The organism is Pseudoxanthobacter sp. M-2 (genome assembly GCF_046156265.1).
Lineage (GTDB): Bacteria > Pseudomonadota > Alphaproteobacteria > Rhizobiales > Segnochrobactraceae > CAMDHY01.
The window spans coordinates 212,851-239,332 of sequence record NZ_JAWDIR010000043.1 but is presented as its reverse complement, the minus strand read 5'-3'; the positions used below and the strand labels follow the sequence as shown (position 1 = coordinate 239,332).

Below are 26,482 nucleotides of genomic sequence, written 5' to 3'. Positions count from 1 at the left end.
GCCGATGGCCGTCTACACCGAGGTTTCCGACGAGGACCTGGCGGGCTTCCTCGCCGCCTACGACATCGGCGAGCCGACGTCCTTCAAGGGCATCGCCGAGGGCGTCGAGAACTCGAACTTCCTGCTCCACACCACCCGCGGCCGCTATATCCTCACCCTCTACGAGAAGCGCGTCGACCCGGCCGACCTGCCCTTCTTCATTGCCCTGATGCGCCATCTCGCCGGGCGCGGCGTCGCCTGCCCGACGCCGGTGGCGAGCCGCGCCGGCGACTGCCTCGGCACGCTCGCCGGCCGGCCGGCGGCGATCATCACCTTCCTCGACGGCGTCTGGCCGCGACGGCCCTCGGTCGAGCACTGCGCGGCGCTGGGCGCCGGCCTCGCCCGCTTCCACGCCGCCGGCGTCGATTTTTCGATGGAGCGGCCGAACGCCCTCGGCCAGCCCGCCTGGCGGCCGCTGTTCGAGCGCTCGCGCGAAAGGGCCGACGAAGTCAGCCCCGGCCTCGCCGCCGAGATCGACGCCGCCCTCGCCGCCCTCGCTGCCACCTGGCCGCAGGCACTGCCGCGCGGCGTCATCCACGCCGACCTCTTCCCCGACAACGCCTTCTTCCTCGGCACCCGGCTGTCCGGGATCATCGACTTCTATTTCGCCTGCACCGACGCGCTCGCCTACGACGTCGCGATCTGCCTCAACGCCTGGTGCTTCGAGCCGGATCGCTCGTTCAACGTCACCAAGGCCCGCGCCCTCATCGCGGCCTACCGCTCGGTGCGGCCGCTGTCGGCCGAGGAGGCCGCCGCGATCCCGGTGCTCGCCCGTGGCGCGGCGCTCCGCTTCCTGCTGACGCGCCTGCACGACTGGCTGCGCGTGCCCCCCGGTGCGCTGGTCACGCCGAAGGACCCGATGGAGTACCTGCACAAGCTGCGCTTCCACCAGCAGGTCGCCGACCTCGGCGGCTACGGGGTCGATTCGTGAAGCGCCCAGCCCCCCGCCCCCGCGCCAAGAAGGCCGCCGAGGCACCGCCGCCCGTCGTCTCCGCCGAGAACGGCCGCGTCGTCGCCTACACCGACGGCGCCTGTTCCGGCAATCCCGGCCCCGGCGGCTGGGGCGTCGTGCTGCGCTGGAACGGCCGCGAGCGCGAGCTCTACGGCGGCGAGACGCTCACCACCAACAACCGCATGGAGCTCACCGCCGCGGCGATGGCGCTCGAAAGCCTGAAGCGCCGCGTCGCCGTCGACCTCGTCACCGACAGCGAATATGTCCGCAACGGCATCCTCTCGTGGATCGACAACTGGAAGCGCAACGGCTGGAAGACCGCCGACCGCAAGCCGGTAAAGAACGCCGACCTCTGGCAGCGCCTCGACGCCGCCCGCAAGGAACACGACGTCGTCTGGCACTGGGTGCGCGGCCACGCCGGCAACCCCGACAACGAGCGCGCCGACGCCCTCGCGCGGCAGGGCATCGCCGACGTCCGCGCCGGCGCGGCCGGCGCCGCCGGCGGACCGGCGAAGTGACCGCGCCGGCCGACCTCGAAGGCTCCCTCTCGGTGCCGTCGGGGAGCCCGGACCGCTCGGGCGTGCTGGTGCTGGCCAACCCGACGGCCGGTGGCTTCCGCCGCGAGACGCTCGACACGCTCGCTGCCGAGCTGACCCGGCGCGGCATCCCCGTCACCGTCCACCTCACCAGTCGCGCCGGCGAGATCGAGGACATCTGCGGCCGTCCCGACCCGGCGGTCGGAACGATCGTCGTCGCCGGCGGCGACGGCTCGGTGAACGAGGCGATCTCGGGCTTCGAGAAGGTCGCGAAGCCGCCGGCACTCGCCGTCGTGCCCTTCGGCACCGCGAACGTGCTGGCGCACGAGTTGCGCCTGCCGTTCGCGGCGACGGCGCTCGCCGGTGTCATCGGCCGGCGGCGGACGCGGCCGCTCTACTACGGGCTCGCCAACGGCCGCCCCTTCGTGCTGATGGTCTCGGCCGGCTTCGATGCCGCGGTGGTCCACACAGTGCCGCTGACGATGAAGCGGCGCTGCGGCCGGATCGCCTATGCCTGGACGGCGCTGCGCCGCGCCTTCGCCCCGCGCTCCGCCGACGTCGTCGTCACGGTCGGCGGCGAGCGCCTCGTCTGCCGGATGGCGGTGGTGCTGAAGGTCTCGCGCTATGGCGGGCCGTTCATTGTCTGCCCGCAGGCCTCGCCCTCGCGGCCGGAGCTCTACCTCTTCGCCATCACCCGCGACGATCCCGTGGCGGTGGCGCGGATGGGGCTCGCCCTCCTCGCCGGCCGCTTCGGCACCGGCAGCGGCATGGTCATGCGCGAGATCACCAGCTGCACGCTCGCCTCGGACGGCCCGGTGCCGTGCCAGATCGACGGCGACACCTTCGGCACCGTTCCGGTGGAGATCGCCCGCGCCGTCCGCCCGATCGAGGTGGTGGTTCCCTGAAAGCGGCCGCGGCCGTTTCCGTCAGGTCCCGGTCTTCTGCAGCGGCCGCCCGAGCAGCCGGCGCACGGCATCGACATTGACGGCGACGCCGAAGTGCCGGCCCTGGCCGTAGTCGCAGGCGGCCTCCGCCGCCTCGGCGGCATCGGTCTCCGCCTCGAGCCCGCTCGCCAGCACCCGCGCGCCGAGACCGTGCGACAACGCCACCACGGTCTTCAGCATCGTCGCCTTGGTGGCGGTCTCGGTGGCGCGGAAGCGCGCCGGCCGGATCCGCACCGCGTCGGCGGCGAGCCCGCTCAGCACGCCGACGGCCGACCACTCGGCCCCGATCTCGTCGAGGGCGAGGCCGGCGCCGAGCTCGTGCAGGCGGCGCTGCACCATCGCCGACAGCTCCGGGTTCTCGGTCACCGCCCCTTCCGTCACGCCGATCAAGAGCGTTCCCGGCGCAAGCTCGGTGCGCGCCAGCGCCGCCTTCACGTCGGCGATGAGCTCGTTGTTCATCACGCCGACGGCCGGCAGGTTGATCCAGCCGAACAGCGGCTTGTCGCGCGGCGACAGCTCCTGCCACTCCGACAGGAGCTTCGCCGAGCGCTCGATCGCGAACAGCGTCAGCTCGTTGATCAGCCCGCCGCGCTCGGCGAGGTGCATCGTCGCCTGCGGATCGATGCGGCCGCGCCGCGGATGGTCCCAGCGGGCGAGCAGCTCGAAGCCGGCGATCGTCCGGTCCTTCAGGCTGTGGACCGGGATGCACTCGATGCGGATCTCGTTCTCGGCGATCGCCCGCCCGAGGTCGGTCTCGAGGGAGGCGAGTTCGCCGGCGAGCCGCCGCAGCACCGGCGTGAACGTCGCCGAGCGGTCGCCGCCGAGGCGCTTGGCGTGCACCATCGCCAGTTCGGCGTCCGATAGCAGCTCCGCCGCCGAGCGCGAGCCCGGCTCCGCCGAGGCGATGCCGATCGACACGGTGAGCGAGATTTCGTGGTCGCCGAAGGCGATGGCGGTGCGCACCTGGCGGCGGATCTCGTCGGCGAGCGCGGCGACCCGGGCCGGGTCGCGCTCGGAGAGGACGACGATCGCAAACGTGTCGCCGCCGACGCGCGCGAGCGTGTCGAGCGGCTTCATCAGCCGCTGCAGGCGGCGCGCCACCGTCAGCAGCGCCGAGTCGCCGATCGAGGGCCCGTGCGCCTCGTTGACCATGTGGAAGTTGTCGATGCCGAGCGCCACCACGATCGGCCGCGCCGCCGCCTCGTGACGGGCGCGGTTGAGCGCGATCTCCAGCCGGTCGACGGCGAGCTCGCGGTTCGGCAGGCCGGTGAGGTTGTCGTGGATGGCATCGTGCAGCAGCCGCTCCTCGACGCCCTTGATGTCGGTGACGTCGAGCAGCGTGCCGATGCAGCGCACCACCGAGCCGTCGGCGCCGACGATCGGCCGTGCCCGCAGGTGGAACCAGCGGAAATGCCCGTCCGCCGCCCGCAATCGGAACACCTCCGACAGCCGGCCGCGGCGCTGCTCGACGACGGCATCGAGCAACAGGCGGAAGCGGTCGCCGTCCTGCGGGTGCAGCACCTCGAGCCAGTTCACCGCCGAGCCCTGCAGCTTGCCAGCGTCGAGCCCGAGCTGCCGCTCGATCGAGCGGCTCGTGTGGATGCGGTCGCGGTCGATGTCCCAATCCCAGATCGGGTCGCCCGAACCGGTCAGCGCCAGCGCCGCCCGCTCGACGTCGCTCACCGGTCCCTGAATCACCGAGCCGCCGGCGAAGGCGTGCTGCAGCACGGTGAAGCCGATCAGGAGCACGATCAGCACGAGGCCGCCGGACAGCGCCGGCTGGACGATGTCGTTGACGATACCGCCGGTGATCGCCTGCCCCGCCCCGACGAGCCAGGCGACGAACAGCGCCCACGTCGGGATGAGCATTACCGCGCGGTCGGAGCCCTTCACCGCCAGCACGCCGATCAGGATCAGGCCGATGCCGCCGATCACCGCGAGCGAAGCGCGGGCAATGCCGGCGGCGACGCGTGGCTCGGCGAAGGCCACCGCCAGCAGCGCCGCGAGCAGGATGATGAGGCCGATCAGGGCGTGGCTGTATCTGACGTGCCATCGCCCGAGATTGAGGTAGGCGTAGAGGAACACCAGCATCGTGACGGCGAGCATCACCTCCGATGCAGCTCTGTAGAACCTGTCTTCCGAGACGTTGATCTGCAGGACGTCATCGAGGAAGTAGAAATCGATCATGATGAAGGCGAGCACCGCCCAGGCGAGCGCGGCGGTGGCGGGAAACAGCACCGTCCCTTTCACCACGAAGACGATGGTCAGGAACACCGCGAGCAGGCCGGCGATGCCGAGCACAATGCCCTTGTAGAGGGTGTAGGCGTTGACGCTGTTGCGGTAGGCGTCCGGTTCCCACAGCGTCAGCTGCGGCAGCCTGGGGGCTCGCAGCTCCATCACGTAGGTAACGACGGCGCCCGGATCGAGGGTGATGCGGAAGACGTCGGCATCACGGCTCGGCAGGCGTTCCGGCGCGATGCCCTGGCTCGGCGTCACCGCCACGATGCGGCTCGACCCGAGGTCCGGCCAGATCAGCTTCGACCGCGACAGCCGGTAGAACGGCGACACCAGCAACCGGTCGATCTGCTCGTCGCCGGGATTGGAGAGCGCCACCACACCCCAGTAGGCGGGCGTGCCGTCGATCGAGCGGACCTCGATGCGGCGGACGATGCCGTCCGGCCCCGGTGCGGTGGAGACAGCGACGCGATCCTGGAGGTTCCGGTAGTAGTCGAGGCTGCGCGTCAGGTCGATCGCCCGCACGTCGCCCGGCACCGGCACCGCCTCGGCGGCGGATGCGGCCTGGCTGCAGAGCGTGGCCATCGCCAGCACGAGCAGGGCGACGAACCGGTTCAGGACGGACAAGAGCTGGCCTCCAGGAGGGACGTCGACGCTACCTACCGGCTGGAGCCCGCCTCCACAAGCACGGGCCAGCCCGCGTCGGCGGCCAGGGGGGCGGGCAGTCCCTCCCGCACATCGTCGGAAACGAGCGCGAAGAGGAGGTGGTCCCGCCAGTCGCCATTGATGCAGAGATAGCGGCGCGCATAGCCCTCACGCCGGAATCCGACCTTTTCGAGGAGGCGGATCGAGGCGGCGTTGGAGGGCAGGCACGCCGCCTCCACCCGGTGCAGGCGCAGCGTGCCGAAGGCGAACGGCAGCACCGCCTTCACCGCTGCCGTCATGATCCCCCGGCCAGCGTGCTGTGCGCCCATCCAGTAGCCGAGCGAACACGATTGGGTGACGCCGCGGCGCACATAGGCGAGCGTCAGCCCGCCGAGCAGCGCCCCGTCCGCCTCGCGGAACACCAGGAACGGGTAGCCGACGTCGTCGCGGATATCGCGGGCGTAGCGCTTCAGCCGGCGGCGGAAGGCGGCGCGGGTCAGTTCGTCGGCCGCCCAGCTCGGCTCCCACGGGGCGAGGAAGGTCCGGCTCTCCTCGCGCAGCGCCGCCCAGGCCGGATAATCGGCCATCGTTGGCGTCCGCATGTGGATGCCGGCGCCCCGGATCACCGGCCCCGTTTCCCTGAGAGCGACGCCGCGCAGGAACATCGCCGCTCCCCGTCCGTTCAGGCGAGCGCCGCGACGCCGGTGCCGAGCCGGCCGGCGATGTCGCTGAGCCCTTCGAGCCCATCGAGCGGACCGATCGCGGCGAGCGTCGGCGGCGTGCCGCGGATCAGCTCCTCGGCGACCCGCCGCACGTCGGCGACCGCGACGGCGTCGATGCGCGACAGGATCTCCTGCATCGTCAGCGGCCGGCCGTAGACGAGGATCTGACGAGCCATCTGGCTCGCCCGCGAGGCGGCGCTCTCGCGCGACATCAGCAGCCCGGCGCGCATCTGCGCCCGGGACCGGTCCACCTCCGCGTCGGTGATGGCGCCGGCCGCCTTGGCGAGCTCGGCTGTCAGCACGTCGACGAGCTCGGGCACGTCGCCCTCGCCAGTAGCGACGTGGACGCCCATCAGGCCGGTATCGGTGAAGCCCCAGTGGAAGGCGTAGATCGAGTAGCAGAGGCCGCGGCTTTCGCGGATCTCCTGGAACAGCCGCGAGGACATGCCGCCGCCGAGCACCGAGGCGAGCAGCTGCGCGGCGTAGTAGTCGTCGGAGCCATAGCGCCGGCCCTCGAAGCCGAGCACGATCTGCGTCTCCTGCAGGTCGCGCTCCTCGCGGCGCTCGCCGCCGAAATAGCGCGCCGGCGGGTCGTCGGGTCCCCCCGAGGTCGGCAGTGCGGCGAGCTTCTCCTCTGCCAGCGCCACCACGGTCGCGTGGTCGAGGGCGCCTGCCGCCGACAGCACCATCTGCGGCGCCCGGTAGTGGCTGCCGAGATAGGCGCGCAGCGCCGGCGCACCGAAGCCGCGCACCGTGTCCACGGTTCCGAGGATGGGCTTGCCGATCGGCTGCTCGGGCCACGCCGCGCCCTGGAACAGGTCGAAGACCTTGTCGTCCGGCGTGTCGTCGGCGGCGCCGATCTCCTGCACGATGACGTGTTGCTCGCGCTTCAGCTCCTCCGGGTCGAACTCCGATTCGAGCAGGATGTCGCCGAGGATGTCGGCGGCGAGCGCCACGTCGTCGCCGAGCACGCGGGCGTAGTAGTAGGTGTTCTCGACGCTGGTGGCGGCGTTGAGCTCGCCGCCGACCGCCTCGATCTCCTCGGCGATCTGGCGCGCCGTCCGGCGCTTCGTGCCCTTGAAGGCCATATGCTCGAGCAGGTGCGAGATGCCGTGCTCACCCTCGCGCTCCGAGCGCGAGCCGGCGCCGACCCAGACGCCGATGGCGGCGCTCTCGATGTGCGGCATCGACTCGGTGGCGACGAGGAGCCCGTTGTCGAGGCGGGTGGTCTCAACGCTCATCGTTACGCCTCCGCCGCCACGGCGCGCGAGCGGGCGGCGACGAGCGCGGCGACCGCGCCGACGTCCGCCGCGACCGTCGTCACGCGCTCGGGCCTGTCCATCAGATCGGCGAGCCGCTCCGGCAAGGCCGGCCGGAGACCCGTCGCCGCCTCCACCGCATCGGGGAACTTCGCCGGGTGCGCCGTCGCCAGCGTCACCATCGGCACGCCGTCGCGAATGTGATCCTCCGCAACTGCCACCGCCACTGCCGTGTGGGGGTCGAGCAGCAGGCCGCAGCGCGCGTGCACGTCGGCGATCGTCGCCGCCGTCGCCGCCTCGTCGGTGCGGCCGGCGACGAACAGGCCACGAATCTCGGCGAGCGCGCCGGGCGGCACGGTGAAGGCGCCACTCTGGCCGAGCCCCTCCATCATCCGCGCCACCGCCTCGGCATCACGGCCGGTCGCCTCGAACAGCAGCCGTTCGAAATTGGACGACACCTGGATGTCCATCGAGGGCGACTGAGTCGCCGTCACGCCGCGCACCTCGTAGCGGCCGGTCTCCAGCGTCCGCACCAGGATGTCGTTGACGTTGGTCGCCACCGCCAGCGTCTCAACCGGCAGGCCCATCTTCTGCGCCACCCAGCCGGCGAAGACGTCGCCGAAGTTGCCGGTCGGCACCGCGAACGAGACCTTGCGATGCGGCGAACCGAGCGCCACCGCGGCGACGAAGTAGTAAACCACCTGCGCGACGATGCGCGCCCAGTTGATCGAGTTGATGCCGGCGAGCGCGACCCTGTCACGGAAGCGGTGGTCGTTGAACAGCGCCTTCACGATCGACTGGCAGTCGTCGAAGGTGCCGGCGACGGCGAGCGCATGGACGTTGTCGTCCGCCGCCGTCGTCATCTGCCGGCGCTGTACCGGGGAGACGCGGCCGTCCGGGAACAGGATCACCACGTCCACCGCCTGCCGCCCGCGGAACGCCTCGATCGCCGCCGCACCGGTGTCGCCGGAGGTGGCGCCGACGATCGTCGCCCGCGCCCCGCGCGCCGCCAGCGCGTGGTCCATCAGGCGGGCGATGAGCTGCATCGCCACGTCCTTGAAGGCGAGCGTCGGGCCGTGGTGGAGCTCGCAGAGGAAGTGGCCGGGGGCGAGTTGCGTGATCGGCGTGACCGCGGGATGGCCGAAGCCTTCGTAGGCCGCTTCGGTCATCGCACTGAGATCGGAATCGGTGATTTCACCACCGGTGAAGCGGCGGATGATGTCGAAGGCGACCTCGTGATAGGGGCGGCCGGCGAGCGCGGCGATCTCGTGCGCTTCGATGCGGGGCCACGTCTCAGGCACGTAGAGGCCACCGTCGCGGGCGAGCCCGGCGAGCAGGACGTCGACGAAGCCGAGCGCGGGCGCCCTCCCGCGGGTGCTGACATAACGCAAAGCCGGCGCTTCCTCCCGTATTCGCAGCCGTTGTCCGCGCTGACGCGGCCGCTGAAACCGGCGGCGATCCTATCGATCGCCCCGAAGGGCGGCAAGAACGGTACGGCCGCCGGCAGCGGGCACGCTCCGTCGCAGCCACGGATCGGTGATCAGGCGTGCCCGACGTCCGGCGACAGCCAGCCGGGATGGACACCGAGCTTCTGGAAGGCGCGGTCGTATTTCTGCTCGAGCTCCGGTCCGAAGATCAGCTCCTCGTCGGCCGGCACGGTCAGCCAGCCATTGTGCTGGATCTCGTTCTCGAGCTGCCCCGGCGCCCAGCCGGCATAGCCCAGCGCGAGCAGCGCCTGCGCCGGCCCGGTCCCCTTGGCGATCGCCTGCAGGATCTCGAGGGTCGCCGTCAGGCAGATGCCCTCGTCGATCGGCAGGGTGGAGTTCTCGATGTAGAAGTCGGCCGAGTGCAGCACGAAGCCGCGCCCGGTCTCCACCGGCCCGCCGCGATGCACCTTCATCGCCCGCGCCGGCGACGGCAGCCGGATCTGCTGGCTCGCCGGGATGACGTCGAGCTGCACCAGCAGCTCGGGGAACGAGACGTGGCTGACCAGCTGGTTGAGGACGATGCCCATGGCGCCATCGGCAGAGTGAGCGCACAGGTAGATCAGCGAGCGCGCAAACCGCTCGTCGGACATCCAGGGCATCGCGATCAGGATCTGCCCGTCTAGAAAGCTCCGCGCCGTCGAGCTCAAGCCGTCGCCTCCGCCCTGCTCAGCTCCCCGCCACGTGCGAGTGTATGCCCAAGCCGGCGGGTCGTCGAGAACGCCGGCCGGGAATCGCGCCGGCGCGGCGCCGCACCTGACCGCGGCGATGGCCCTCATGCCGTGGGGCTGTACCGCAGCCCGCGCAGCCGACTAGGCTGTCGCCGGACCATCCCCCCGTCCAGAGGTCGCCGACACCATGCCGACCGTGCCCTCGTTCGCCCTGCGCCTCCTGCTGGCGCTCGGCCTCGCCGCCACCGCCGTCGCCGACGGCCTCGCCGCCACCTCGCCGTGGAGCGAGGCGACCGGGGCGAAGCTGCGGCTGATCGCCCCCGGCGGCCCGCCGGCGGCCGACGGCACCCTGTCGATGGGCATCGAGATCGCCCTCGAGGACGGCTGGAAGACCTACTGGCGCCACCCCGGCGACGCCGGACTGCCGCCGGAGATCGACCTTTCCGGTTCGAGCAACCTTGCCGGCGCGACGATCGACTTCCCCGCCCCCCGTCGCTTCATCGACGGCGGCTCGACCTCGATCGGCTACGGCGGCTCGGTGGTACTGCCCGTCCACCTGAAGCCCGAGGACCCGGCGCTGCCGGTGATGGTCGACGCCCGCATCCTCTACGGCGCCTGCAAGGAACTCTGCGTGCCGGCGTCGGCAACGGCGCGGCTGATGGTGTCGCAGGCGACCCGCGCCGACCCCGCCGCCGCCGCCCTCTTCGCCGCCGCGATGGTGCAGGTGCCGGCCGCACCGGCCGATGGCTTCGACGTCACCGTGGTCCGCACCGACGACCCGCACGTCCTCCTCGTCACCGCAGCCGTCCCCGAAGGCGGCACCGAGGCGGACCTCTTCGCGGAAGGTCCCGGCGAGGCCTTCCCGCGCCTGCCGGTGCGCGTCGAGACCACCGACCCCGCCCACCCGCAGTGGCGCGTCGCCCTCGACCCGCACGGTCCCGCGAAGGGCCGCGTCCGCTTCACCCTCGTCGCCGGCGACCGGGCGGTCGAGCGGGTCGTGAAGCTCGACTGAGCGCGCTCGACGCTCTCCCGGCGATGGCCTATCTGTGCGCCGACGACAGGCGCTGCCGGCGAGGCTCGGCGGCAGCGCGCCGTTCGATATCGCGGGCCGGCCGCGCCGGCGCGATCCCACATCACGAGGAGACGGGGCGATGACGATCCAGGTCGGTGAGAAGCTTCCCGAAGCCACCTTCAAGACGATGACTGCCGAGGGCCCGAAGGAGGTCAGCACGGACGCGCTGTTCTCCGGCAAGACGGTGGTGCTGTTCGCCGTCCCCGGCGCCTTCACCCCCACCTGCCACCGCAACCACCTGCCGGGCTTCCTGGAGAACGTCGACGCCATCAAGGCGAAGGGCGTCGACGAGATCGCCGTCGTCTCCGTCAACGACGTCTTCGTCATGGACGCCTGGGCGAAGGCCACCGGCGGCGACGGCAAGATCGTCTTCCTCGCCGACGGCAGCGGCGACTTCGCCCGCAAGGTCGACCTCGTGATGGACGCCTCGGGCTTCGGCATGGGCCTGCGCTCGAAGCGCTACGCCATGGTGGTGAAGGACGGCGTCGTCGATGTCCTCAACATCGAGGAGGCCCCGGGCGTCAGCGTCTCCGGCGCCGCGGCGGTCCTCGCCGCGCTCTGACAATCGCTTCCAGACGAAACGAAGGCGCCGCCGCCCTCAGCGGCGGCGCAGCCGGCCGAGGACGAAGACCAGCCAGACCCCGGCGAGCGCCGCCGCCAGGCCGAACCAGGTCAGCGCATATTGCAGGTGGCTGTTGGTATAGACGCGTCGCGTCTCCCCCGCCTGCGGCACGCCACCGGGCGGTGTCGTCGAAGCCGCCGCATCGAGCGTAAACGGTGCGAGCCGCGTGTCCGCCGGCAGCGAGAACGCCGGCGCCATCTCCGCCGCGTCGCGCACGAACCAGAGCTTCTTCTGCGGGCTGGGGTCCGGGGTGAACATCCCCGGCGGGTCCGGCCGTCGCAGCAGCCCGTCGAGCACGATCTCGCCCGTGGGCGGCGGCGGCACCACCGGGGCGGCACCATCCATGCCGGTCGGCACGAAGCCGCGATTGACCAGCACCACCCAGCCCTCCGTCGTCTCGAAGGGCGCCATTACCCAGAGACCCGGGCCGGAGAGCGGACCGCGGGCGTCGGACAGCACCGTGTAGACGAAGGCTTCTCCCGGCAGGAACCGCCCGGGAACGGCGAGCCGCGTGAGGTCGGCCTCGTCCCAGTCGAGGCCGTCCCAGGTCGCCGGCGCGGGCGGCGCCACCGGCGGCGCCTCCGGGCGCGAGGTGGCCGCCTCGATGAGCGCCGTCTTCCAGGCGAGCCGCTCGAGCTGCCAGAGCCCGAGGGAGACCAGCACCGCTCCGGCCGCGAGCGCCAGCACGGTCGGCAGCCAGAGCCGGCGCCAGACAGGCGCTGCGCCCGCCGTCCCGCCCGCCGTCCCGCTCATGGCTCGATCCGGCCTTCGCGCGCCTTGTTGACGTACTGCAGCGCGATCATCAGCCCCTTCATCGGCCGCAGCAGCGCCAGCGCGACGATGGCCGTCAGCGGCAGCCAGACGATCATGTGCACCCAGATCGGAGGCTCGAACTTCAGTTCGACGACGAGCGCCGCGCCGACGATCAGGAAGCCGACGAACATCATGATGAACACGGCCGGCCCGTCGCCCGAATCGGCGAAGTCGTAGTCGAGGCCGCAGGCCCGGCAGCGCGGCGCCGTCGTCAGGAAGCCGTCGAAGAGGCGGCCCTGCCCGCAGCGCGGGCACCGTCCCGACAGGCCGACCGAGAAGGCCGACTGCGGGGGATAGTCATCGGCCGACGGGGTCGGCCGGGCCGGTTCGGTCATCGTGTCCGTCCGCGGATGGAGGGCGGCGACCGCCCTCCCCGCCGGTCAGAGGTCAGTGGGCGCTGTGGCCGGCACCCCAGACGTAGATGCAGGCGAACAGGAACAGCCAGACCACGTCGACGAAGTGCCAGTACCAGGCCGCCGCCTCGAAGCCGAAGTGCGCCTTCGGCGTGAACTGCCCGGCCATCGCCCTGAGCAGGCAGATGAACAGGAAGATCGTTCCGACGATGACGTGGAAGCCGTGGAAGCCGGTCGCCATGTAGAACGTCGAGCCGTAGATCGAGCCCGAGAAGCCGAAGGCGGCGTGGCTGTACTCGTAGGCCTGGCAGGCGGTGAACAGCACGCCGAGCACGACGGTCAGCAGCAGCCCCCACTTCAGGCCCTGGCGGTCGTTGTGCAGCAGCGCATGGTGCGCCCACGTCACGGTCGTGCCGGAGGTCAAAAGGATCAGCGTGTTGAGGAGCGGCAGGTGCCAGGGGTCGAAGGTCTCGATGCCCTGCGGCGGCCACTCGCCACCCGTCACCTCGACGCGCTGGAACTGGATCAGCTCGTTCGGGAACAGCGCGACGTCGAAATAGGCCCAGAACCAGGCGACGAAGAACATCACCTCGGAGGCGATGAAGAAGATCATCCCGTAGCGCAGGTGCAGGTCGACCACCCGCGTGTGATGGCCCTCCTGGCCCTCCTTGATGACGTCGTGCCACCACATCGCCATCGTGTAGAGGACGATGAGGGTGCCGACCGCGAACACCCACCAGCTGTGGAAGGGGATGCCGAGGAGCACGAGCTCCTCGCCCTTCAGGTAGCGCATGAGCCCGATGCCGCCGAGCGCCATGATGAAGGCGCCGATCGAGCCGATCACCGGCCACGGGCTCGGATTCACGAGGTGGTAGTCGTGGTGTTTGGAATGCGCCTCGGCCATCGTCTCTTCCTCGATCCCGGCCGCCCGAGTGTGCGGCCGCCCGTTCCGTCCGTTGCTCAGAGACTGCCCTGGTCCGTCTCCGGCTGAGGCGCCGCCGCCACCGGGCGGGACGGCTCCTTCACCGGGAAGAACGAGTAGGACAGCGTGATCTCCTTCACCGAATCGAGCTCCGGCTCGTCGGCGATCGCCGGGTCGACATAGAAGACGACCGGCATTTCCAGGCGCTCGCCCGGCTTCAGCCGCTGCTCTGTGAAGCAGAAGCAGGTGATCTTGTTGAAGTAGGCACCCGTCGACATCGGGGTGACGTTGAAGGTCGAGGTGCCGACGGTCTCCTGGTCGGAGAGGTTCTCGACCACGTAGGCGATCTCGGCCACCTCGCCGACGCGCAGCGTCACCTGGCGCTGCAGCGGCGTGAACGACCACGGCAGGCCGGAGCGCACGTTGGCGTCGAAGCGCACCGTCACCATCCGGTCGATCGGCGTCACCGCCGCCGATTCGACGCGCTGCGTCGTGCCGCCGTAGCCGGTCACCTTGCAGAACAGGTCATAGAGCGGCACCGCAGCGTAGGCGGCCCCGGCCATGACACCCGCGAACGTCAGGCAGTAGGCCGCAACCCGCAGGTTCGCCCCACCCTTTCGCCGCTCTGCTTCACCCGTCGCCACGTCGGTCTCCCTCTCACATCGGCCGGTCGAGGATGCCCGGACCGAGCTTCACGATGGTCACCACGTAGAACAGCACCACGAGCGCCGCCAGCACGAGGGCGATCGCGATCGAGCGTGACCGCCGCCTGCGCCGCTGCTGCTCCGTCAGCCGGACGCCGTCCTTGTCATCCACCATGATGCCGCTCATCCGCCGATCATCGCCGGCAGCGGCGACACCCCGGCCGCCCGCTCGACGAGCAGCATCGCGAACATCGCGAACAGGTAAAGGATCGAGTAGCCGAACAGCCGTCCGCACGCCTTGGCGAGCGCCGGCTGGTCGACAGCGCGCACGATCGCCACCGCGAACCAGACGAAGGCGAGGCCGAGCACAAGCGAGACGATCACATAGGGCACGCCGGCGATGCCGCAGACCGCCGGCAGCACGCCGGCCGGCACCAGCAGCGCCGAATAGATGAGGATCTGCCAGCGCGTCGAGCGCTCGCCGGCGACGACCGGCAGCATCGGCACGCCGGCGCGGGCGTAGTCGCGCGTCTTCAGGACGGCGAGCGCCCAGAAGTGCGGCGGCGTCCACAGGAAAATCAGCAGGAACAGCGACAAGGGAGCGAGGTCGACGCGGCCCGTCACCGCCGCCCAGGCGATCACCGGCGGCAGCGCCCCGGCGGCCCCGCCGATGACGATGTTCTGCGGCGTCGAGCGCTTCAGCCACATCGTGTAGACGACGGCGTAGAAGAAGATCGTGAAGGCGAGCAGCGACGCCGCCAGCCAGTCGACGAACAGGCCGAGGATCAGCACCGAGCCGACCGACAGCACCAGGCCGAAGCCGAGCGCCTCGCCCGGCGTCACGCGCCCGGCCGGAACCGGCCGCTTCGCCGTGCGCGACATCATCGCGTCGATGTCGGCGTCGTACCACATGTTGAGCGCGCCCGAGGCGCCGGCACCGATGGCGATGCACATCAGCGCGGTGACGGCGAGCACGGGGTGCAGGTTGCCCGGCGCGAGCACGAGCCCGACCAGCGCCGTGAAGATCACGAGCGACATCACCCGCGGCTTCAGCAGCGCCCAGAAATCGCCGACCGAGGCGTCGCCGACGCCCTCGCCCGTCTCGTAGCGCTCGTTGATCGAGCCGACGTCGCTCACGCTCTCAAGTCCTGTCCTGTCCGGCCCGTCCCCCCGGGCATTTCATTCGTCTCGTTCCAGATGCCGCGCTGGGCGCGGAGCCGCCTCTGGTGGCGGTCGAGAGTGCGGTGCGGGGGCCGGAGCGGGGATCGCGTCCCCGGGCTCCGGCCCCCGCGTCCGAGCGTCAGCGCCTCACTTGATGCGCGGCAGAACCTCGAACTGGTGGAACGGCGGCGGCGAGGACAGGGTCCACTCCAGCGTCGTCGCACCCGGGCCCCACGGATTGTCGCCGGCGACCCGCTTCTTCGCGAAGGCCTCGAAGACACCGTAGAGGAAGATGAACACCGCGAAGGCCGACAGGTAGGAGCCCATCGACGACACGTAGTTCCAGCCGGCATAGGCATCCGGATAGTCGACGTAGCGGCGCGGCATCCCGGCGAGCCCCAGGAAGTGCTGCGGGAAGAACACCAGGTTGACGGCGACGAAGGTGATCCAGAAGTGCACCTTGCCGATCGTCTCGTTGTACATGTAGCCGCTCATCTTCGGGAACCAGTAGTACCAGGCACCGAAGATCGCGAAGACCGCGCCGAGCGACAGCACGTAATGGAAGTGGGCGACGACGTAGTAGGTGTCGTGCAGCGCCCGGTCGAGACCGGCGTTGGAGAGCTGCACGCCGGTGACGCCACCGACGGTGAACAGGAAGATGAAGCCCACCGCCCACAGCATCGGCGTGCGGAAGTCGATCGAGCCGCCCCACATCGTGGCGATCCACGAGAAGATCTTCACGCCCGTCGGCACCGCGATCACCATCGTCGCGAACACGAAGTAGGCCTGGGTGTCGGCCGACAGGCCGACCGTGAACATGTGGTGGGCCCAGACGATGAAGCCGACGACGCCGATCGCCACCATCGCGTAGGCCATGCCGATGTAGCCGAACACGGGCTTGCGCGCGAAGGTCGAGATGATGTGGCTGACGATGCCGAAGCCCGGCAGGATCAGGATGTACACCTCGGGGTGGCCGAAGAACCAGAACAGGTGCTGGAACAGGATCGGGTCACCACCGCCCGACGGCTCGAAGAAGGTCGTGCCGAAGTTGCGGTCGGTGAGCAGCATCGTGATGGCGCCGGCGAGCACCGGCAGCGACAAGAGCAGCAGGAACGCCGTCACCAGCACCGACCACGGGAACAGCGGCATCTTGTGCAGCGTCATGCCCGGGGCACGCATATTCAGGATGGTGGTGATGAAGTTGATGGCGCCGAGGATCGACGACGCGCCGGCGAGATGCAGTGCCAGGATGGCGAAGTCCATCGCCGGTCCGGGCGTGCCGAGCGAACCCGACAGCGGCGGATAGATCGTCCAGCCGCCTCCGACGCCGTGCGAGCCCGGGCCGCCCTCGACGAACATCGACAGCACCAGGAGCAGGAAGGCCGGCGGCAGCAGCCAGAACGAGATGTTGTTCATGCGCGGGAACGCCATGTCAGGCGCACCGATCATGATCGGCACGAACCAGTTGGCGTAGCCGCCGATCAGCGCCGGCATGACCATGAAGAAGATCATGATGAGGCCGTGCGCCGTCGTGAACATGTTGAATGTCCACGGGTTGGTGAAGATCTGCATCCCGGGCTCCTGGAGCTCCATGCGGATGCCGATCGACAGGAAGCCACCGACGATCCCCGCCATGATGGCGAAGATCAGGTACATCGTGCCGATGTCCTTGTGGTTCGTCGAATAGACGTAGCGCTTCCATCCGGTCGGGTGGCCGTGTGCCCCCGCGTGCGCCGCGCTGCTCGCCATGTCTTCAGGCTCCCTGTTGCCTTCCGGTCGCCGCGCCATAGCGGGTCCGACCGTCCGTCCGTCTCGCCCGGCGTCGCCGGATCACTGTCTCGACACGCTCGGCTTCCGGGTCACCCGACGCCGACGGTGTCGGCACCGGATGCGCCCGCGCCAGCGCTCACTGGGTGGCGGCGACCGTCTCGGTGGCCGCGGTGCCGTTCTGCATCTCCGCCAGGAGGGCGTTCGCCGCGCCGACGTCGGTCTTCGCCGCCTCGGCCCAGGCCTCGAACTGCTCTTCCGGCACGGCGCGGATGGCGATCGGCATGAACGCGTGGTTGGTGCCGCACAACTCCGAGCACTGGCCGTAGTAGACGCCCGGCGCGTCGGCGCGGAACCACGTCTCGTTCAGGCGGCCCGGCACGGCGTCGATCTTGATGCCGAAGGCCGGCATCGCGAAGGAGTGCAGCACGTCGCCGGCCGTCACCTGGACGCGCACGATCTTGCCGACCGGAACGACGACGTCGTTGTCGACGGCCAGCAGACGCGGCACCTGCTGTTCCGTCAGCGACTTCTCCTGCATCAGCTGCTGCCGGCCGGCATCGTCGAGCATGTAGCTGTCGAAGGAGATCCCGGCGTACTTCTCGTCCGGGTACTCGTAGCCCCAGTACCACTGGTAGCCGGTGACCTTCAGCGTCAGGTCCGATTCCGGGATGTCGAGCTGCTTGTAGAGCAGCCGGAAGGACGGGATCGCGATGATCACCAGGATCAGGATCGGCGCCACCGTCCACACCACCTCGATGGCGGTGTTGTGCGAGGTGCGCGAGGGCGTCGGGTTCGCCTTCGAATTGAACCGGAACACGCAGTAGAGCAGCAGCGCCAGCACAAACAGCGTGATCACCGTGATGATGATCAGCGTGAAGCTCTCGAACCAGCGGATCGAGGCCATCACTTCCGTCGCTGCGGGCTGCAGGCCCATCTGCCAGGGCTCCGGCTGCGCCGCCAGCGCCGCACCGCCGAGCCCGCAGGCGGCGGCCGCGCCGAGCGCCAGGCGGGAGAGCGTCGCGCCCAGGGTCGCGCCGAGCGACGTCGCGCCTGTGGTCGTCGCGCCGGGGTTCGTCAGGCGAGGGGTCGTCACCGGTGGCTCTCCTCGAACTCGATGGTCGGAACGCACCCGCGTCCGCACCATGTCGGGGTGCGGGCTCGTTCCCGTGTTTCTCCACGATGCCCATCCCTGGGATGGACGCTGGCCGGACCATCGGGACGAGCCGGCCGCTGCCCTGCAGCGCCGGCCCGGTCGTTCCCGCCGGGCTCCCGTCCGTTGGAAGAATTCTCCACTGACCGGCCGAGAGTGTTATGGCGCAGGACCGGCGATGAAGAAAGCGGCACCGCGACGCAGGCCCTCCCCTCGCCGCAATCGTGCCGGCGGCGTGCCATTCTTCTGCCGTTCGGCCGCACCGCTGCAGAAGCAGCCATCGCCGCCCCGGCCTTTCATCCGCCGCGACGATCGGGCAGTGTGCGGCCGAATCGCCCGCGCGCCGCATCCCGTCGTCCGCACGCGGTCTCTCCCGACGGTCCGCTGACCGTCGTGCCAGTGGAGGTGCCTTCCTTGCCACGCCGTCTCTCCCGCGCGGCAGCGTCCGTGCTCGCAGTCCTCGCGGCCGCGACCGTCCCCTCCGCCGCCTTCGCCCAGGGCGAGGTCAAGGGCGTGCACGGCGACTGGCAGATCCGTTGCGATACCCTGCCCGGCGCCCAGGAGGAGCAGTGCGCCCTCCTCCAGAACGTCACCGCCGCTGACCGCGAGAATGTCGGCCTCACCGTCATCGTCCTGAAGACGGCCGACCAGAGCGCCCGCATCCTGCGCGTGCTCGCCCCGCTCGGCGTGCTTCTCCCCTCCGGCCTCGGGCTGCGCGTGCTGGAAGACGTCGACGCCACCATGACGGTGGCCATCGATCGCAGCGGCGACGAGGCTGTCGCCCGCGGCGCCATTCCGCAGGGCCTCGCCCTGCAGCCCGGCGACATCGTCGGAACCGCCGATCCGCAGCGCGTCCTCGAGGTCATGAGTGTGCGCGACAACAACGCGCTGCTGCGCTGGACCGGCGACGACGCCACCGAGATCAAGGTCGACACCCTCGACCACAATGTCGGCCGCGCCGGCTTCGTGCGCTGCCTGCCGAACGGCTGCATCGCCGAGGTCGTCCTCGAGGAGGACCTGATCGCCCGGCTGCGCGGCGGCTCGACCGCCACCTTCATCATCTTCCAGACGCCGGAAGAGGGCATCGGCATCCCGATCTCCCTCACCGGCTTCGGCCCGGGCTTCGACGCGCTGCCCTGAGCGGCGGCGCCGGCGCGGCTGAGTTTCGATTCGGGAGCGGCAGGCATGGCGAAGATCGCGGACAAGGCGGCGCTCCGGCGCCTCTATGCCGAGCCGGTGCACGAGGTGCTCGTCAAGGAGCTGCCGCTGCTCGACGTCCACTGCCGCGCCCTCCTGGCCGAGAGCCGCTTCTACGTCATCGCCACCCAGGGCGCGGACGGCCTCGGCGACGTCACCCCGCGCGGCGATCGCACCGGCCAGATCCAGGTCCTCGACGACCGCACGATCGCGCTCCCCGACTGGCCCGGCAACAACCGCCTCGATACGCTGACGAACATCCTAGACAACCCCGCCGTCGGCCTGCTCTTCGTCGTCCCCGGCCTCTCCGAGACGCTGCGCGTCAACGGCACGGCCGAGCTCCGCGACGACGCCGAGCTGAAGGCGCTCTTCGAGACGAACGGCCGCCTGCCGCTCTCCGTCGTCGTGGTGACGGTCCGCCAGGCCTACATCCAGTGCGGCAAGGCCTTCCTGCGCTCGCAGCTGTGGAAGCCCGAGACCTGGGTCGACCGCTCGGTGCTGCCGCCGATGGGCGTCATCTTCCGCGACCACTGCCAGCTCGGCGAGGTGCTGAGCGAACAGGCCATCGCCGACGACTACAAGGCGACGCTGTACTAGCCTCTCCCGAACCAGCCGGCGGACCGGCGCCTGAATCGGTCGGGCGCGCGTGTCGCGGCGGAGGTCGGCCATGAGCGATTCGGCATCCAGACCCGGTGTGGACGGCGTCTCGCCCGCCGCCGACACCGAGCTCCAACACTTCGGCGACGTCCACGAATACGTCGCCGCCCTGGAGGCGCTCGACGGGCTGCGCGAAATCCAGCAGCTCAAGACGCTCGCCCGCACCGGCATCGGCCCCGGACAGTCGGTCCTCGACGTCGGCTGCGGCTTCGGGCTGGAAACCCATCGCCTCGCCGCCCTCGTTGCCCCCGGCGGCCGGGTCGTCGGCCTCGACCACAGCCCGGCCTTCATCGCCGAGGCGCGCCGGCGCGCCGACGCCGCCGGCATCGACGCCAGCTTCGAGGCCGGCGACGCCCAGGCCTTGCCCTTCCCGGACGCGGCCTTCGACGCAAGCCGTGCCGAGCGCGTCCTGACCTACCTCGCCGACCCCGAGAAGGCGCTGGCGGAGCTGCGCCGCGTCACCCGCCAGGGCGGCACCGTCGCCCTGCTCGAGCCCGACTTCGACAGCAATGCCATCAACCTCTCCGACCGCCTGCTGACGCGGCGCGTGCTCGCCCACGCCTGCGACAGCGGCGTCGTCAACGGCTGGCTGGTGCGCGACCTCGCCCACATGCTCCGCCGCGCCGGCTTCCGCGACGTCCATATCGACACCCGCATCGTGCTGTTCACGCCCGACCTCGCCTACGGCTATTTCGGCCAGATGGGCCGCGCCGCCCGCGAGGCCGGCGTCATCACCGCCGCCGAGGCGGCGAAATGGCAGGGCGAGCTCGACGCCCACTACCGCGCCGAGCACCTGTTCGCGACGATCGGCTACTACCTCTTCCGCGCCACCGCGGCCTGAGCCGAGAAACGACGCCCTGCCGATCGTCTTCGCCCCACTCCATGCAACGCTGCATGTGACAACCCGCAATTCCGCAAGACTGCCGGTTTTGCTTGGGCAATGCCCGGAATTCAGCTACAAAGTCGCAGCAGAACAGGGGCCGGCGCCCCGGGCAGGCTGATCAAGATCGGCCGCCCGGCGCCGTGAAACCGACCGGCAACAGCGGGTGTGAGCGTCCGCCGGGGCCAGGAATCGGGCGGGAGGGGCAAAAATGACACAGGTTCCGGGCGGCGAGAGCATCGTCTTCACGGCCTTCGAGCAGAGCCTCATCGACGCGCTGCTGCCGGACCCTGCCGACATCACCCTCTTCAGCCTCGACCCGCTGAACCCGCCGGCCTACGACTGGGCGGCCTACAACTACGGCGTCTTCGCCGACAAGTTCACCGGCACCTACACCATGCCCGGCCAGCTCTCCGGCCTGACGCTCAACCAGAGCGGTGGCGGCGGCACGGTCGTCGGCAACTGGCGCGACAACCTGATCGTCGGCAACGGCTCGGCCAACAAGATCTCCGGCGATTCCGGCAACGACGTCATCTTCGGCCTCTCCGGCAGCGACAACCTCTCCGGCGATGTCGGCCACGATTCGCTGTTCGGCGGCGGCGGCACCGACAAGATGTGGGGCGGCCACGGCAACGATCATCTCGACGGCGGACTGGACAACGACAAGCTCGACGGCGGCACCGGCGAGGACACCCTCCTCGGCGCCACCGGCAACGACGAGCTCATCGGCGGCTACGGCAAGGACAGCCTCGACGGCGGCGCCGGCAACGACCGCATCTACGGCGACCTCGTCGGCGACGCGGCCGGCGGCGACGACGACTTCATCAATGCCGGCGACGGCAATGACAAGGTGTTCGCCGGCGGTGGCAACGACCGGGTGCTGGGCGGCGCCGGCAGCGACAAGCTCTACGGCGAGTACGGCGACGACTCGCTCTCGGGCGGCGACGGCAACGATCTTCTCGAGGGCGGCGAAGGCAAGGACACCCTCGACGGCGGCGACGGGAACGACAAGCTCTACGGTGATGGCGGCAACGATGCCCTCGCCGGCGGCACCGGCAACGACCTCCTCGAGGGCGGCGTCGGCAACGACACCCTCGACGGTGGCGACGGCAACGACAAGCTCGCCGGTGGCGACGGCCGCGACAGCCTCGAGGGCGGTACCGGCAACGACAAGCTCGACGGCGGCGATGACGCCGACGTCCTCGATGCCGGCGACGGCAACAACAGCGTCGTCGGCGGGGCCGGCCGCGACGAGATCTCCACCGGCTCCGGCAGCGACAAGATCTGGGGCGACGGCGACACGGAGGCGAACGGCGACGGTGCCGACACGATCTCCTCCGGCGCCGGCAACGACATCGTCTGGGGCGGCGGCGGCTCCGACTCGATCGACCTCGGCGACGGCAACGACAAGGGCTATGGCGGCACCGGCAACGACGTGATCTTCGGCATGGCCGGCAACGACAAGCTGTTCGGCGACGAGGGTAACGACACCCTCGACGGCGGCTTCGGCAACGACCGGCTGGAGGGCGGCGCCGGCCGCGACATGCTGACCGGCGGCGACGGCTCCGACCGCTTCGTCTTCTCCGATGGCGGCAACACCGACACCATCACCGACTTCAACACGCAGTTCGACCGCATCGACTTCACGGACACCAGCGCCGGTTCCCTGTCGGACCTCAAGCTCACCAACGGCCCCGACGGCGTGCTGATCACCGTGAAGGACGCCGGCACGGCCGTCCTCGTCGAAGGCTACACGGTGACCGACGTCACCAAGAACTGGTTCGACTTCTAGAACCCGGCTGTCATCGCAGTCGTCGACCTGGCCTTACGCGGAGACCGCACGCGCCGCCACGCCCCTGCCACGCTGTCCTCGATGCCAGCAATCCTCGACGCTCGCAGTCCTCGACGCTGGAGGCGGGCGACCCCTCCCCCCTCGCGGGGGAGGGTAGGGAGGGGGGGCCGCGGGCTCGAACAGGGAGGGGTCCCGCGGCCGCCACGCGCGCGGTTCGCACGCCCTCACCGCACCATCCCACTGAAAGCCGCCGCGGCATCGCCGCCGCGGCGCCCCCTCCCCTCAGGCCGCCCGCCGCAGGGTGAACGCCCGCCCACCCGGGCGCTCGACGCTGGCGATGCGGCCGAGGCGGGAGAGCGCGGCGAGCACGGCGGCGACCGGCTTCTCCACCCGCTTGCCCTGGCGGAAGGCGGCGGCGATCTCGGCGGCCGACAGCGGCGCGCCGGCGGCCTGCAGCGCGTCCATGACGGCGAAGGTCTGTTCGAGGTCGTCGGTCGGGAAGGCCGGTTTACGCACGGCGCCGGCCTTCACTTCCAAGAGAGCCTCGAGCTGCGCCGCCTTCTCCTCCGGCCGGCCGAAGCGCGGGATCTGGTAGTCGGGCCGGAGCCAGCGCACCTTGCCGGCCGCCTCTTCCGCCGCCCGCTCCTTGTTGAGCGCGACGAGGCGGGCGAGAATCTCTTCCTCGGGCAGGTCGACCGGCCAGCCATAGGCTTCGGCGACGGCAGCATCGAGCTTCTCGTGCAGTTCCCTCAGGATCAGCACAAGCCCGTCGTCGAAGATCCTGCGCTCCCTTGCGTCGAGATCGACCGGCTTGGCACCGGACTTCAGCCGCTCCAGCACGTTGTAGAGCCCGGTCAACGTCAGATATTCGTGCGCGGCCAGCACCCGCTTGCGATGGGCGTCGAGTTCCTCGGCGAGGGCGCCGATAGCGGCCTTTTGAATGTCGGTGGCGGCGGGGAAAGGGAAGGGATCGAAAGTTCTAGTTTTCACATAAACAGAATCATTTCCTACGCCTAACCAGCCGCAAGTACGAAGTGTCCATACGGTATGAATTGCACTACTCAGTACGCCGAGATCAAAGCCGCTCCTAAAGCCAAAAACCATCAACTTCTGATCCGGCATCATTTTATTTTCAATTAACGAGAAAATACGATGCTTAGCGGTCTGAACCGTCGCAATATATCTATCAAGTCCATTCAAAAAGTCGCGCATTTCCTGTCTTGGCTTACAGAAAAGCCACCAAAGACGAAGATACTCCTCGTTATCTTTGGTTGGAGACCGCTCAAACGCCCTCTCTCGCTCTGGCTTTACCGTCGACAGCAAATGTTGAAACAGTTCAGGGAAACGTCTCCTCGCATCGCCTTCCGTGAATCCGTAAAAGTCTATTACAAATACGTCTCTTGCTCGCTGCGTTACGTCTCTACCATTCAAGTACGGCCGCACGATTTTATCTACATTGCAGTCACTACCGGCTCCGAAGCGTTGAGCTTCAGATCTGGACAAGATGAATCCTGACCCCAAAGGCTTCATGCCATTTGAGCATAGTCCAACATTGCTTTTCAACTGCACGGATGTGCTAACATCCACCCCGACCGTGAGATCCGAGTTCACTCTTCCCCGCTTCTCAGCAAACAGGATGATTGGACTATCCGTATCCAAGTCCTCTTCGGCCGCCACCTCCATCAGCACGCCGTCGTGCTTGCCAGCCTGGGCCACCGACATGGCGATTCGCACGGCGGCGCTGTCGCGTGTCACCTTGGTCCAAGGATGGTCAGGAACCGCCATTACGATCGAGAGCGGCTTTTTGGCATCGAGGTAGGGCTCCATCACGCGGCGCTGCAGCACTTGGCTGATCGAATTCGTGGTGACGAAGCCGAAGCGCTTCAGCGGGCTTTTCGCGCGCAGCAGGATGTCGGCGGCGCCATCCCACCAGTACATGACGAAATCGGCGCTCTGGTTCATGTGCGGGTGCGCCTTCCATAACGCCTCGGCATAAGCCGGGCCCATGCGGGCGCGGATATCCTTGCCGCCGATGAAGGGCGGGTTACCGACGATGAACTCCGTGTCCGGCCAGTCTGGTCGCCGCGGGTTCGGATATGTCTCCTTGCCGTCGACGACCTTCGGCAGCGGCGCGCCGTCCCACGTCAGCACGGCGTCCTTCGCGGTGATGTTGCCGAACGCGCGCAGGATCGGCTCGGCCGGATCGCCGCCTTTGGTGCGGAAGTGCCATTGCAGATAGCCGATCCACAGCACCAGTTCAGCGATGGCAGCTGCGCGCGGGTTGATCTCCAGCCCGAGGAACTGGTGCGGGTCAACCGTGTGGCCCTCCAGCGAGGCAAGCGCCTCCTGGCCGCCGAGGTCGGCCAGCACCTCCAGCACCTCGCCTTCGAGCCGCTTTACGAGCTCCATCGCCACATAGAGGAAGTTGCCGGTGCCACAGGCGGGGTCGAGCACGCGGGTGCGGCAGAGTTTTTCGTGGAAGGCCTGCACGAGGGCCAGCGCGCCGGCCGCGTCGCGCTCGTGCTTGCGACGCTCGGCGGTGGCGACCACCTCCTCCCAGTCCTTGCGCAGCGGCTCGATGACGGTCGCCACCACCAGCCGCTCCACATAGGCCCGCGGCGTGTAGTGGGCGCCGAGTCGCCTGCGCTCAGCCGGGTCGAGCGCCTGTTCTAGCAGCGTGCCGAAGATCGCCGGCTCGACGCCGCGCCAGTCGGCGTCGGCGGCGGCGTAGAGCTCGCCGATCTCCTCGCGCTCGAGCGGCAGGGCCTGCGCAGCGGCGAACAGCTTTCCGTTGAAGCGCCGCACCTGCGCCTCGATGGCGAAGGCGAAGCCGCCGGCGTCCATCGCGTCCCACAGCTGGCCGACCATGCGCGGAAAGTTCTCCGGCTTGTCGCCGCAGCGGCCGAGCAGGTCGCGGAAGCACTTCTCCGGTAAGAGCTTCACGTCCTCGGCGAACATCGTGAACAGGCAGCGCATCAGGAACAGCGCCACCGCCTCGGCCGGGAAGCCGCGCGCCTCCAGCGACTTCGACACTTCGGCGAGGCGCGCGGCGATGCGGCGCGTGACTTCCGCCGCCTTCTTCGTCGGGTCGAGCGCCTGCGGCGTCAGCCAGATGCCCCTGAGCCGCGCCCGCACCTCCGGCCGGCGCAGGTCATCAAGATAGATGCGAAAGCCCTGGCGGTCGGGAAACTGCGCGTAGTTGCGGCCGCGGCCGGTGAAGTCGGCATAGACCTCGATGCAGTGGCCGACGTCGCAGACGAGGATGAACGGCGGCCACTCGTGGTCGGCCGGCAGCGCGCGGGCATAGTCCTCCGCCTGCCGGCGGGCGTTCATCATCAAGACGTCCCAGCCGCGCGCCGCCCCGCGTCGGCCGCGAGCGGCAACGGAGGGCGAGGCGGCCGCGGCATCGCCGAACATGTCCACCTGCCCAGCCGCCGCAGCCTCGGCGGCGTGGTCGCGCATGCGACTCTGCTTCGCCTCCAGCACGAAGGCGCCGCGGCGATAGAGGTCGATGCGGCCGTGGCCGACGCGGTCGCCGGCCTCGCGAAAGGTGACGGCACGCTCGAACACGTAGTCGTTGTGCTCGGAGGCACCGCTCGCCGGGTCCGGATGCGGCAGGCCAAGCACGTCGCAGAGCTGGATCAGGAACAGCGCATAGTTCGCCCGCTCGGCACCGCCTTCGAGCCCGCGCCAGCGCGCGATGAAGGCCTCCGCCCGCGCGGCTGCGCCGCTGTCCTCGGCGGTGTCGGGTATGTCGGTCGGCCGCGTGTCCCCCATGAGCCGAAGCTATCAAGGCGGGAAGGGATCGAACAAGCGCAACGACACGCTTCAACACCATGGGCACGGATTATGTCTCGGCGAGGCGGGGCGGCCTCCGGTGCACCACCCGCGGCGGGCACACGCGAAGGGCTCCCCACGCGCCGCCATACCCCCACCCCGCCCGCTTTTCCCTTCCCCCTCCC

The 26,482-nt window shown here is 69.8% G+C and carries 23 protein-coding genes; 9 read left to right on the top strand and 14 right to left on the bottom strand.

The features are described from left to right. Window positions 1–4: 4 nt before the first annotated feature. From RUR49_RS18740 to RUR49_RS18730, 3 genes are read left to right on the top strand one after another with little or no spacing between them, the layout of a single operon-like run. Complete coding sequence (locus RUR49_RS18740; RefSeq protein WP_409147926.1) at window positions 5–970, top strand: homoserine kinase; 966 nt, start codon at window positions 5–7, stop codon at window positions 968–970. Further along, complete coding sequence (gene rnhA / locus RUR49_RS18735) at window positions 967–1,509, top strand: ribonuclease HI (RefSeq protein WP_409147925.1); 543 nt, start codon at window positions 967–969, stop codon at window positions 1,507–1,509. Before RUR49_RS18740 ends, rnhA begins: the two co-directional genes overlap by 4 nt. Further along, entirely contained in the window at window positions 1,506–2,432 is a 927-nt protein-coding gene (locus tag RUR49_RS18730; RefSeq protein WP_409147924.1) for a diacylglycerol/lipid kinase family protein, read from the top strand. Before rnhA ends, RUR49_RS18730 begins: the two co-directional genes overlap by 4 nt. A 21-nt stretch (window positions 2,433–2,453) precedes the next feature. Here RUR49_RS18730 and RUR49_RS18725 read toward each other — a convergent pair whose 3' ends face one another. The 5 genes from RUR49_RS18725 to RUR49_RS18705 form a co-directional block, all read right to left on the bottom strand. Continuing rightward, on the bottom strand, window positions 2,454–5,291 hold the full coding sequence (locus RUR49_RS18725) for an EAL domain-containing protein (protein ID WP_409148130.1): 2,838 nt from the start codon (window positions 5,289–5,291) through the stop codon (window positions 2,454–2,456). A gap of 74 nt (window positions 5,292–5,365) precedes the next feature. Further along, window positions 5,366–6,016, bottom strand: coding sequence for a GNAT family N-acetyltransferase (locus RUR49_RS18720; RefSeq protein WP_409147923.1), 651 nt, complete (start codon window positions 6,014–6,016; stop codon window positions 5,366–5,368). Between the two features lie 17 nt (window positions 6,017–6,033). Beyond that, window positions 6,034–7,314, bottom strand: coding sequence for a M16 family metallopeptidase (locus RUR49_RS18715; protein ID WP_409147922.1), 1,281 nt, complete (start codon window positions 7,312–7,314; stop codon window positions 6,034–6,036). Between the two features lie 2 nt (window positions 7,315–7,316). Beyond that, a complete protein-coding gene (thrC, locus tag RUR49_RS18710) occupies window positions 7,317–8,723 on the bottom strand; it encodes a threonine synthase (protein WP_409147921.1) in 1,407 nt (468 codons plus the stop codon). A 149-nt stretch (window positions 8,724–8,872) separates the two neighbouring features. Further along, a complete protein-coding gene (locus RUR49_RS18705; protein WP_409147920.1) occupies window positions 8,873–9,466 on the bottom strand; it encodes a YqgE/AlgH family protein in 594 nt (197 codons plus the stop codon). Window positions 9,467–9,674: 208 nt separating this feature from the next. Here RUR49_RS18705 and RUR49_RS18700 point away from each other — a divergent pair, with 208 nt between their 5' ends. Together RUR49_RS18700 and RUR49_RS18695 are read left to right on the top strand one after the other, a co-directional pair. Continuing rightward, the gene (locus RUR49_RS18700; protein ID WP_409147919.1) at window positions 9,675–10,499 is read left to right on the top strand and encodes a protein-disulfide reductase DsbD domain-containing protein; all 825 of its coding nucleotides are present in this window, start codon (window positions 9,675–9,677) and stop codon (window positions 10,497–10,499) included. Window positions 10,500–10,638: 139 nt separating this feature from the next. Then, window positions 10,639–11,121 (top strand): peroxiredoxin, encoded by a 483-nt coding sequence (locus tag RUR49_RS18695; protein WP_409147918.1) that lies wholly within the window; start codon window positions 10,639–10,641, stop codon window positions 11,119–11,121. Between the two features lie 36 nt (window positions 11,122–11,157). On the opposite strand, the gene RUR49_RS18690 is transcribed toward RUR49_RS18695, so the two are convergent. From RUR49_RS18690 to coxB, 8 genes are all read right to left on the bottom strand, one after another. Continuing rightward, a complete protein-coding gene (locus RUR49_RS18690; protein WP_409147917.1) occupies window positions 11,158–11,934 on the bottom strand; it encodes an SURF1 family protein in 777 nt (258 codons plus the stop codon). Further along, entirely contained in the window at window positions 11,931–12,329 is a 399-nt protein-coding gene (locus RUR49_RS18685; protein ID WP_409147916.1) for a DUF983 domain-containing protein, read from the bottom strand. The genes RUR49_RS18690 and RUR49_RS18685 overlap by 4 nt, the downstream gene beginning before the upstream one ends. Before the next feature lie 52 nt (window positions 12,330–12,381). Then, window positions 12,382–13,251 carry a cytochrome c oxidase subunit 3 gene (locus RUR49_RS18680; RefSeq protein ID WP_409147915.1) on the bottom strand — a complete coding sequence of 290 codons (870 nt, stop codon included), beginning with the start codon at window positions 13,249–13,251 and terminating at the stop codon, window positions 12,382–12,384. 56 nt (window positions 13,252–13,307) lie between these two features. Next, the gene (locus RUR49_RS18675) at window positions 13,308–13,913 is read right to left on the bottom strand and encodes a cytochrome c oxidase assembly protein (RefSeq protein ID WP_409147914.1); all 606 of its coding nucleotides are present in this window, start codon (window positions 13,911–13,913) and stop codon (window positions 13,308–13,310) included. A gap of 13 nt (window positions 13,914–13,926) precedes the next feature. Next, window positions 13,927–14,100, bottom strand: a complete 174-nt coding sequence (locus tag RUR49_RS18670; RefSeq protein WP_409147913.1) for a hypothetical protein — start codon at window positions 14,098–14,100, stop codon at window positions 13,927–13,929. Next, window positions 14,097–15,050, bottom strand: coding sequence for a heme o synthase (locus tag RUR49_RS18665; protein WP_409147912.1), 954 nt, complete (start codon window positions 15,048–15,050; stop codon window positions 14,097–14,099). Before RUR49_RS18665 ends, RUR49_RS18670 begins: the two co-directional genes overlap by 4 nt. Before the next feature lie 171 nt (window positions 15,051–15,221). Then, window positions 15,222–16,823 carry a cytochrome c oxidase subunit I gene (gene ctaD / locus RUR49_RS18660; RefSeq protein ID WP_409147911.1) on the bottom strand — a complete coding sequence of 534 codons (1,602 nt, stop codon included), beginning with the start codon at window positions 16,821–16,823 and terminating at the stop codon, window positions 15,222–15,224. A gap of 157 nt (window positions 16,824–16,980) precedes the next feature. Then, on the bottom strand, window positions 16,981–17,871 hold the full coding sequence (gene coxB, locus RUR49_RS18655) for a cytochrome c oxidase subunit II (protein ID WP_409148129.1): 891 nt from the start codon (window positions 17,869–17,871) through the stop codon (window positions 16,981–16,983). Window positions 17,872–18,441: 570 nt separating this feature from the next. On the opposite strand from coxB, the gene RUR49_RS18650 reads away from it, so the two are divergent. The 4 genes from RUR49_RS18650 to RUR49_RS18635 all read left to right on the top strand — a co-directional run bounded on the left by RUR49_RS18650 (window position 18,442) and on the right by RUR49_RS18635 (window position 22,520). Then, a complete protein-coding gene (locus RUR49_RS18650) occupies window positions 18,442–19,134 on the top strand; it encodes an invasion associated locus B family protein (RefSeq protein ID WP_409147910.1) in 693 nt (230 codons plus the stop codon). 45 nt (window positions 19,135–19,179) lie between these two features. Continuing rightward, window positions 19,180–19,788, top strand: a complete 609-nt coding sequence (locus RUR49_RS18645) for a pyridoxamine 5'-phosphate oxidase family protein (RefSeq protein ID WP_409147909.1) — start codon at window positions 19,180–19,182, stop codon at window positions 19,786–19,788. Window positions 19,789–19,858: 70 nt separating this feature from the next. Further along, window positions 19,859–20,689: a methyltransferase domain-containing protein gene (locus RUR49_RS18640; protein WP_409147908.1), complete on the top strand. Its 831-nt coding sequence runs from the start codon at window positions 19,859–19,861 to the stop codon at window positions 20,687–20,689. 250 nt (window positions 20,690–20,939) lie between these two features. After that, on the top strand, window positions 20,940–22,520 hold the full coding sequence (locus RUR49_RS18635) for a calcium-binding protein (RefSeq protein WP_409147907.1): 1,581 nt from the start codon (window positions 20,940–20,942) through the stop codon (window positions 22,518–22,520). 282 nt (window positions 22,521–22,802) lie between these two features. Here the strand turns inward: RUR49_RS18635 and RUR49_RS18630 are convergent, their stop codons facing one another. After that, window positions 22,803–26,297, bottom strand: coding sequence for a class I SAM-dependent DNA methyltransferase (locus RUR49_RS18630; RefSeq protein WP_409147906.1), 3,495 nt, complete (start codon window positions 26,295–26,297; stop codon window positions 22,803–22,805). Window positions 26,298–26,482 lie beyond the last annotated feature (185 nt).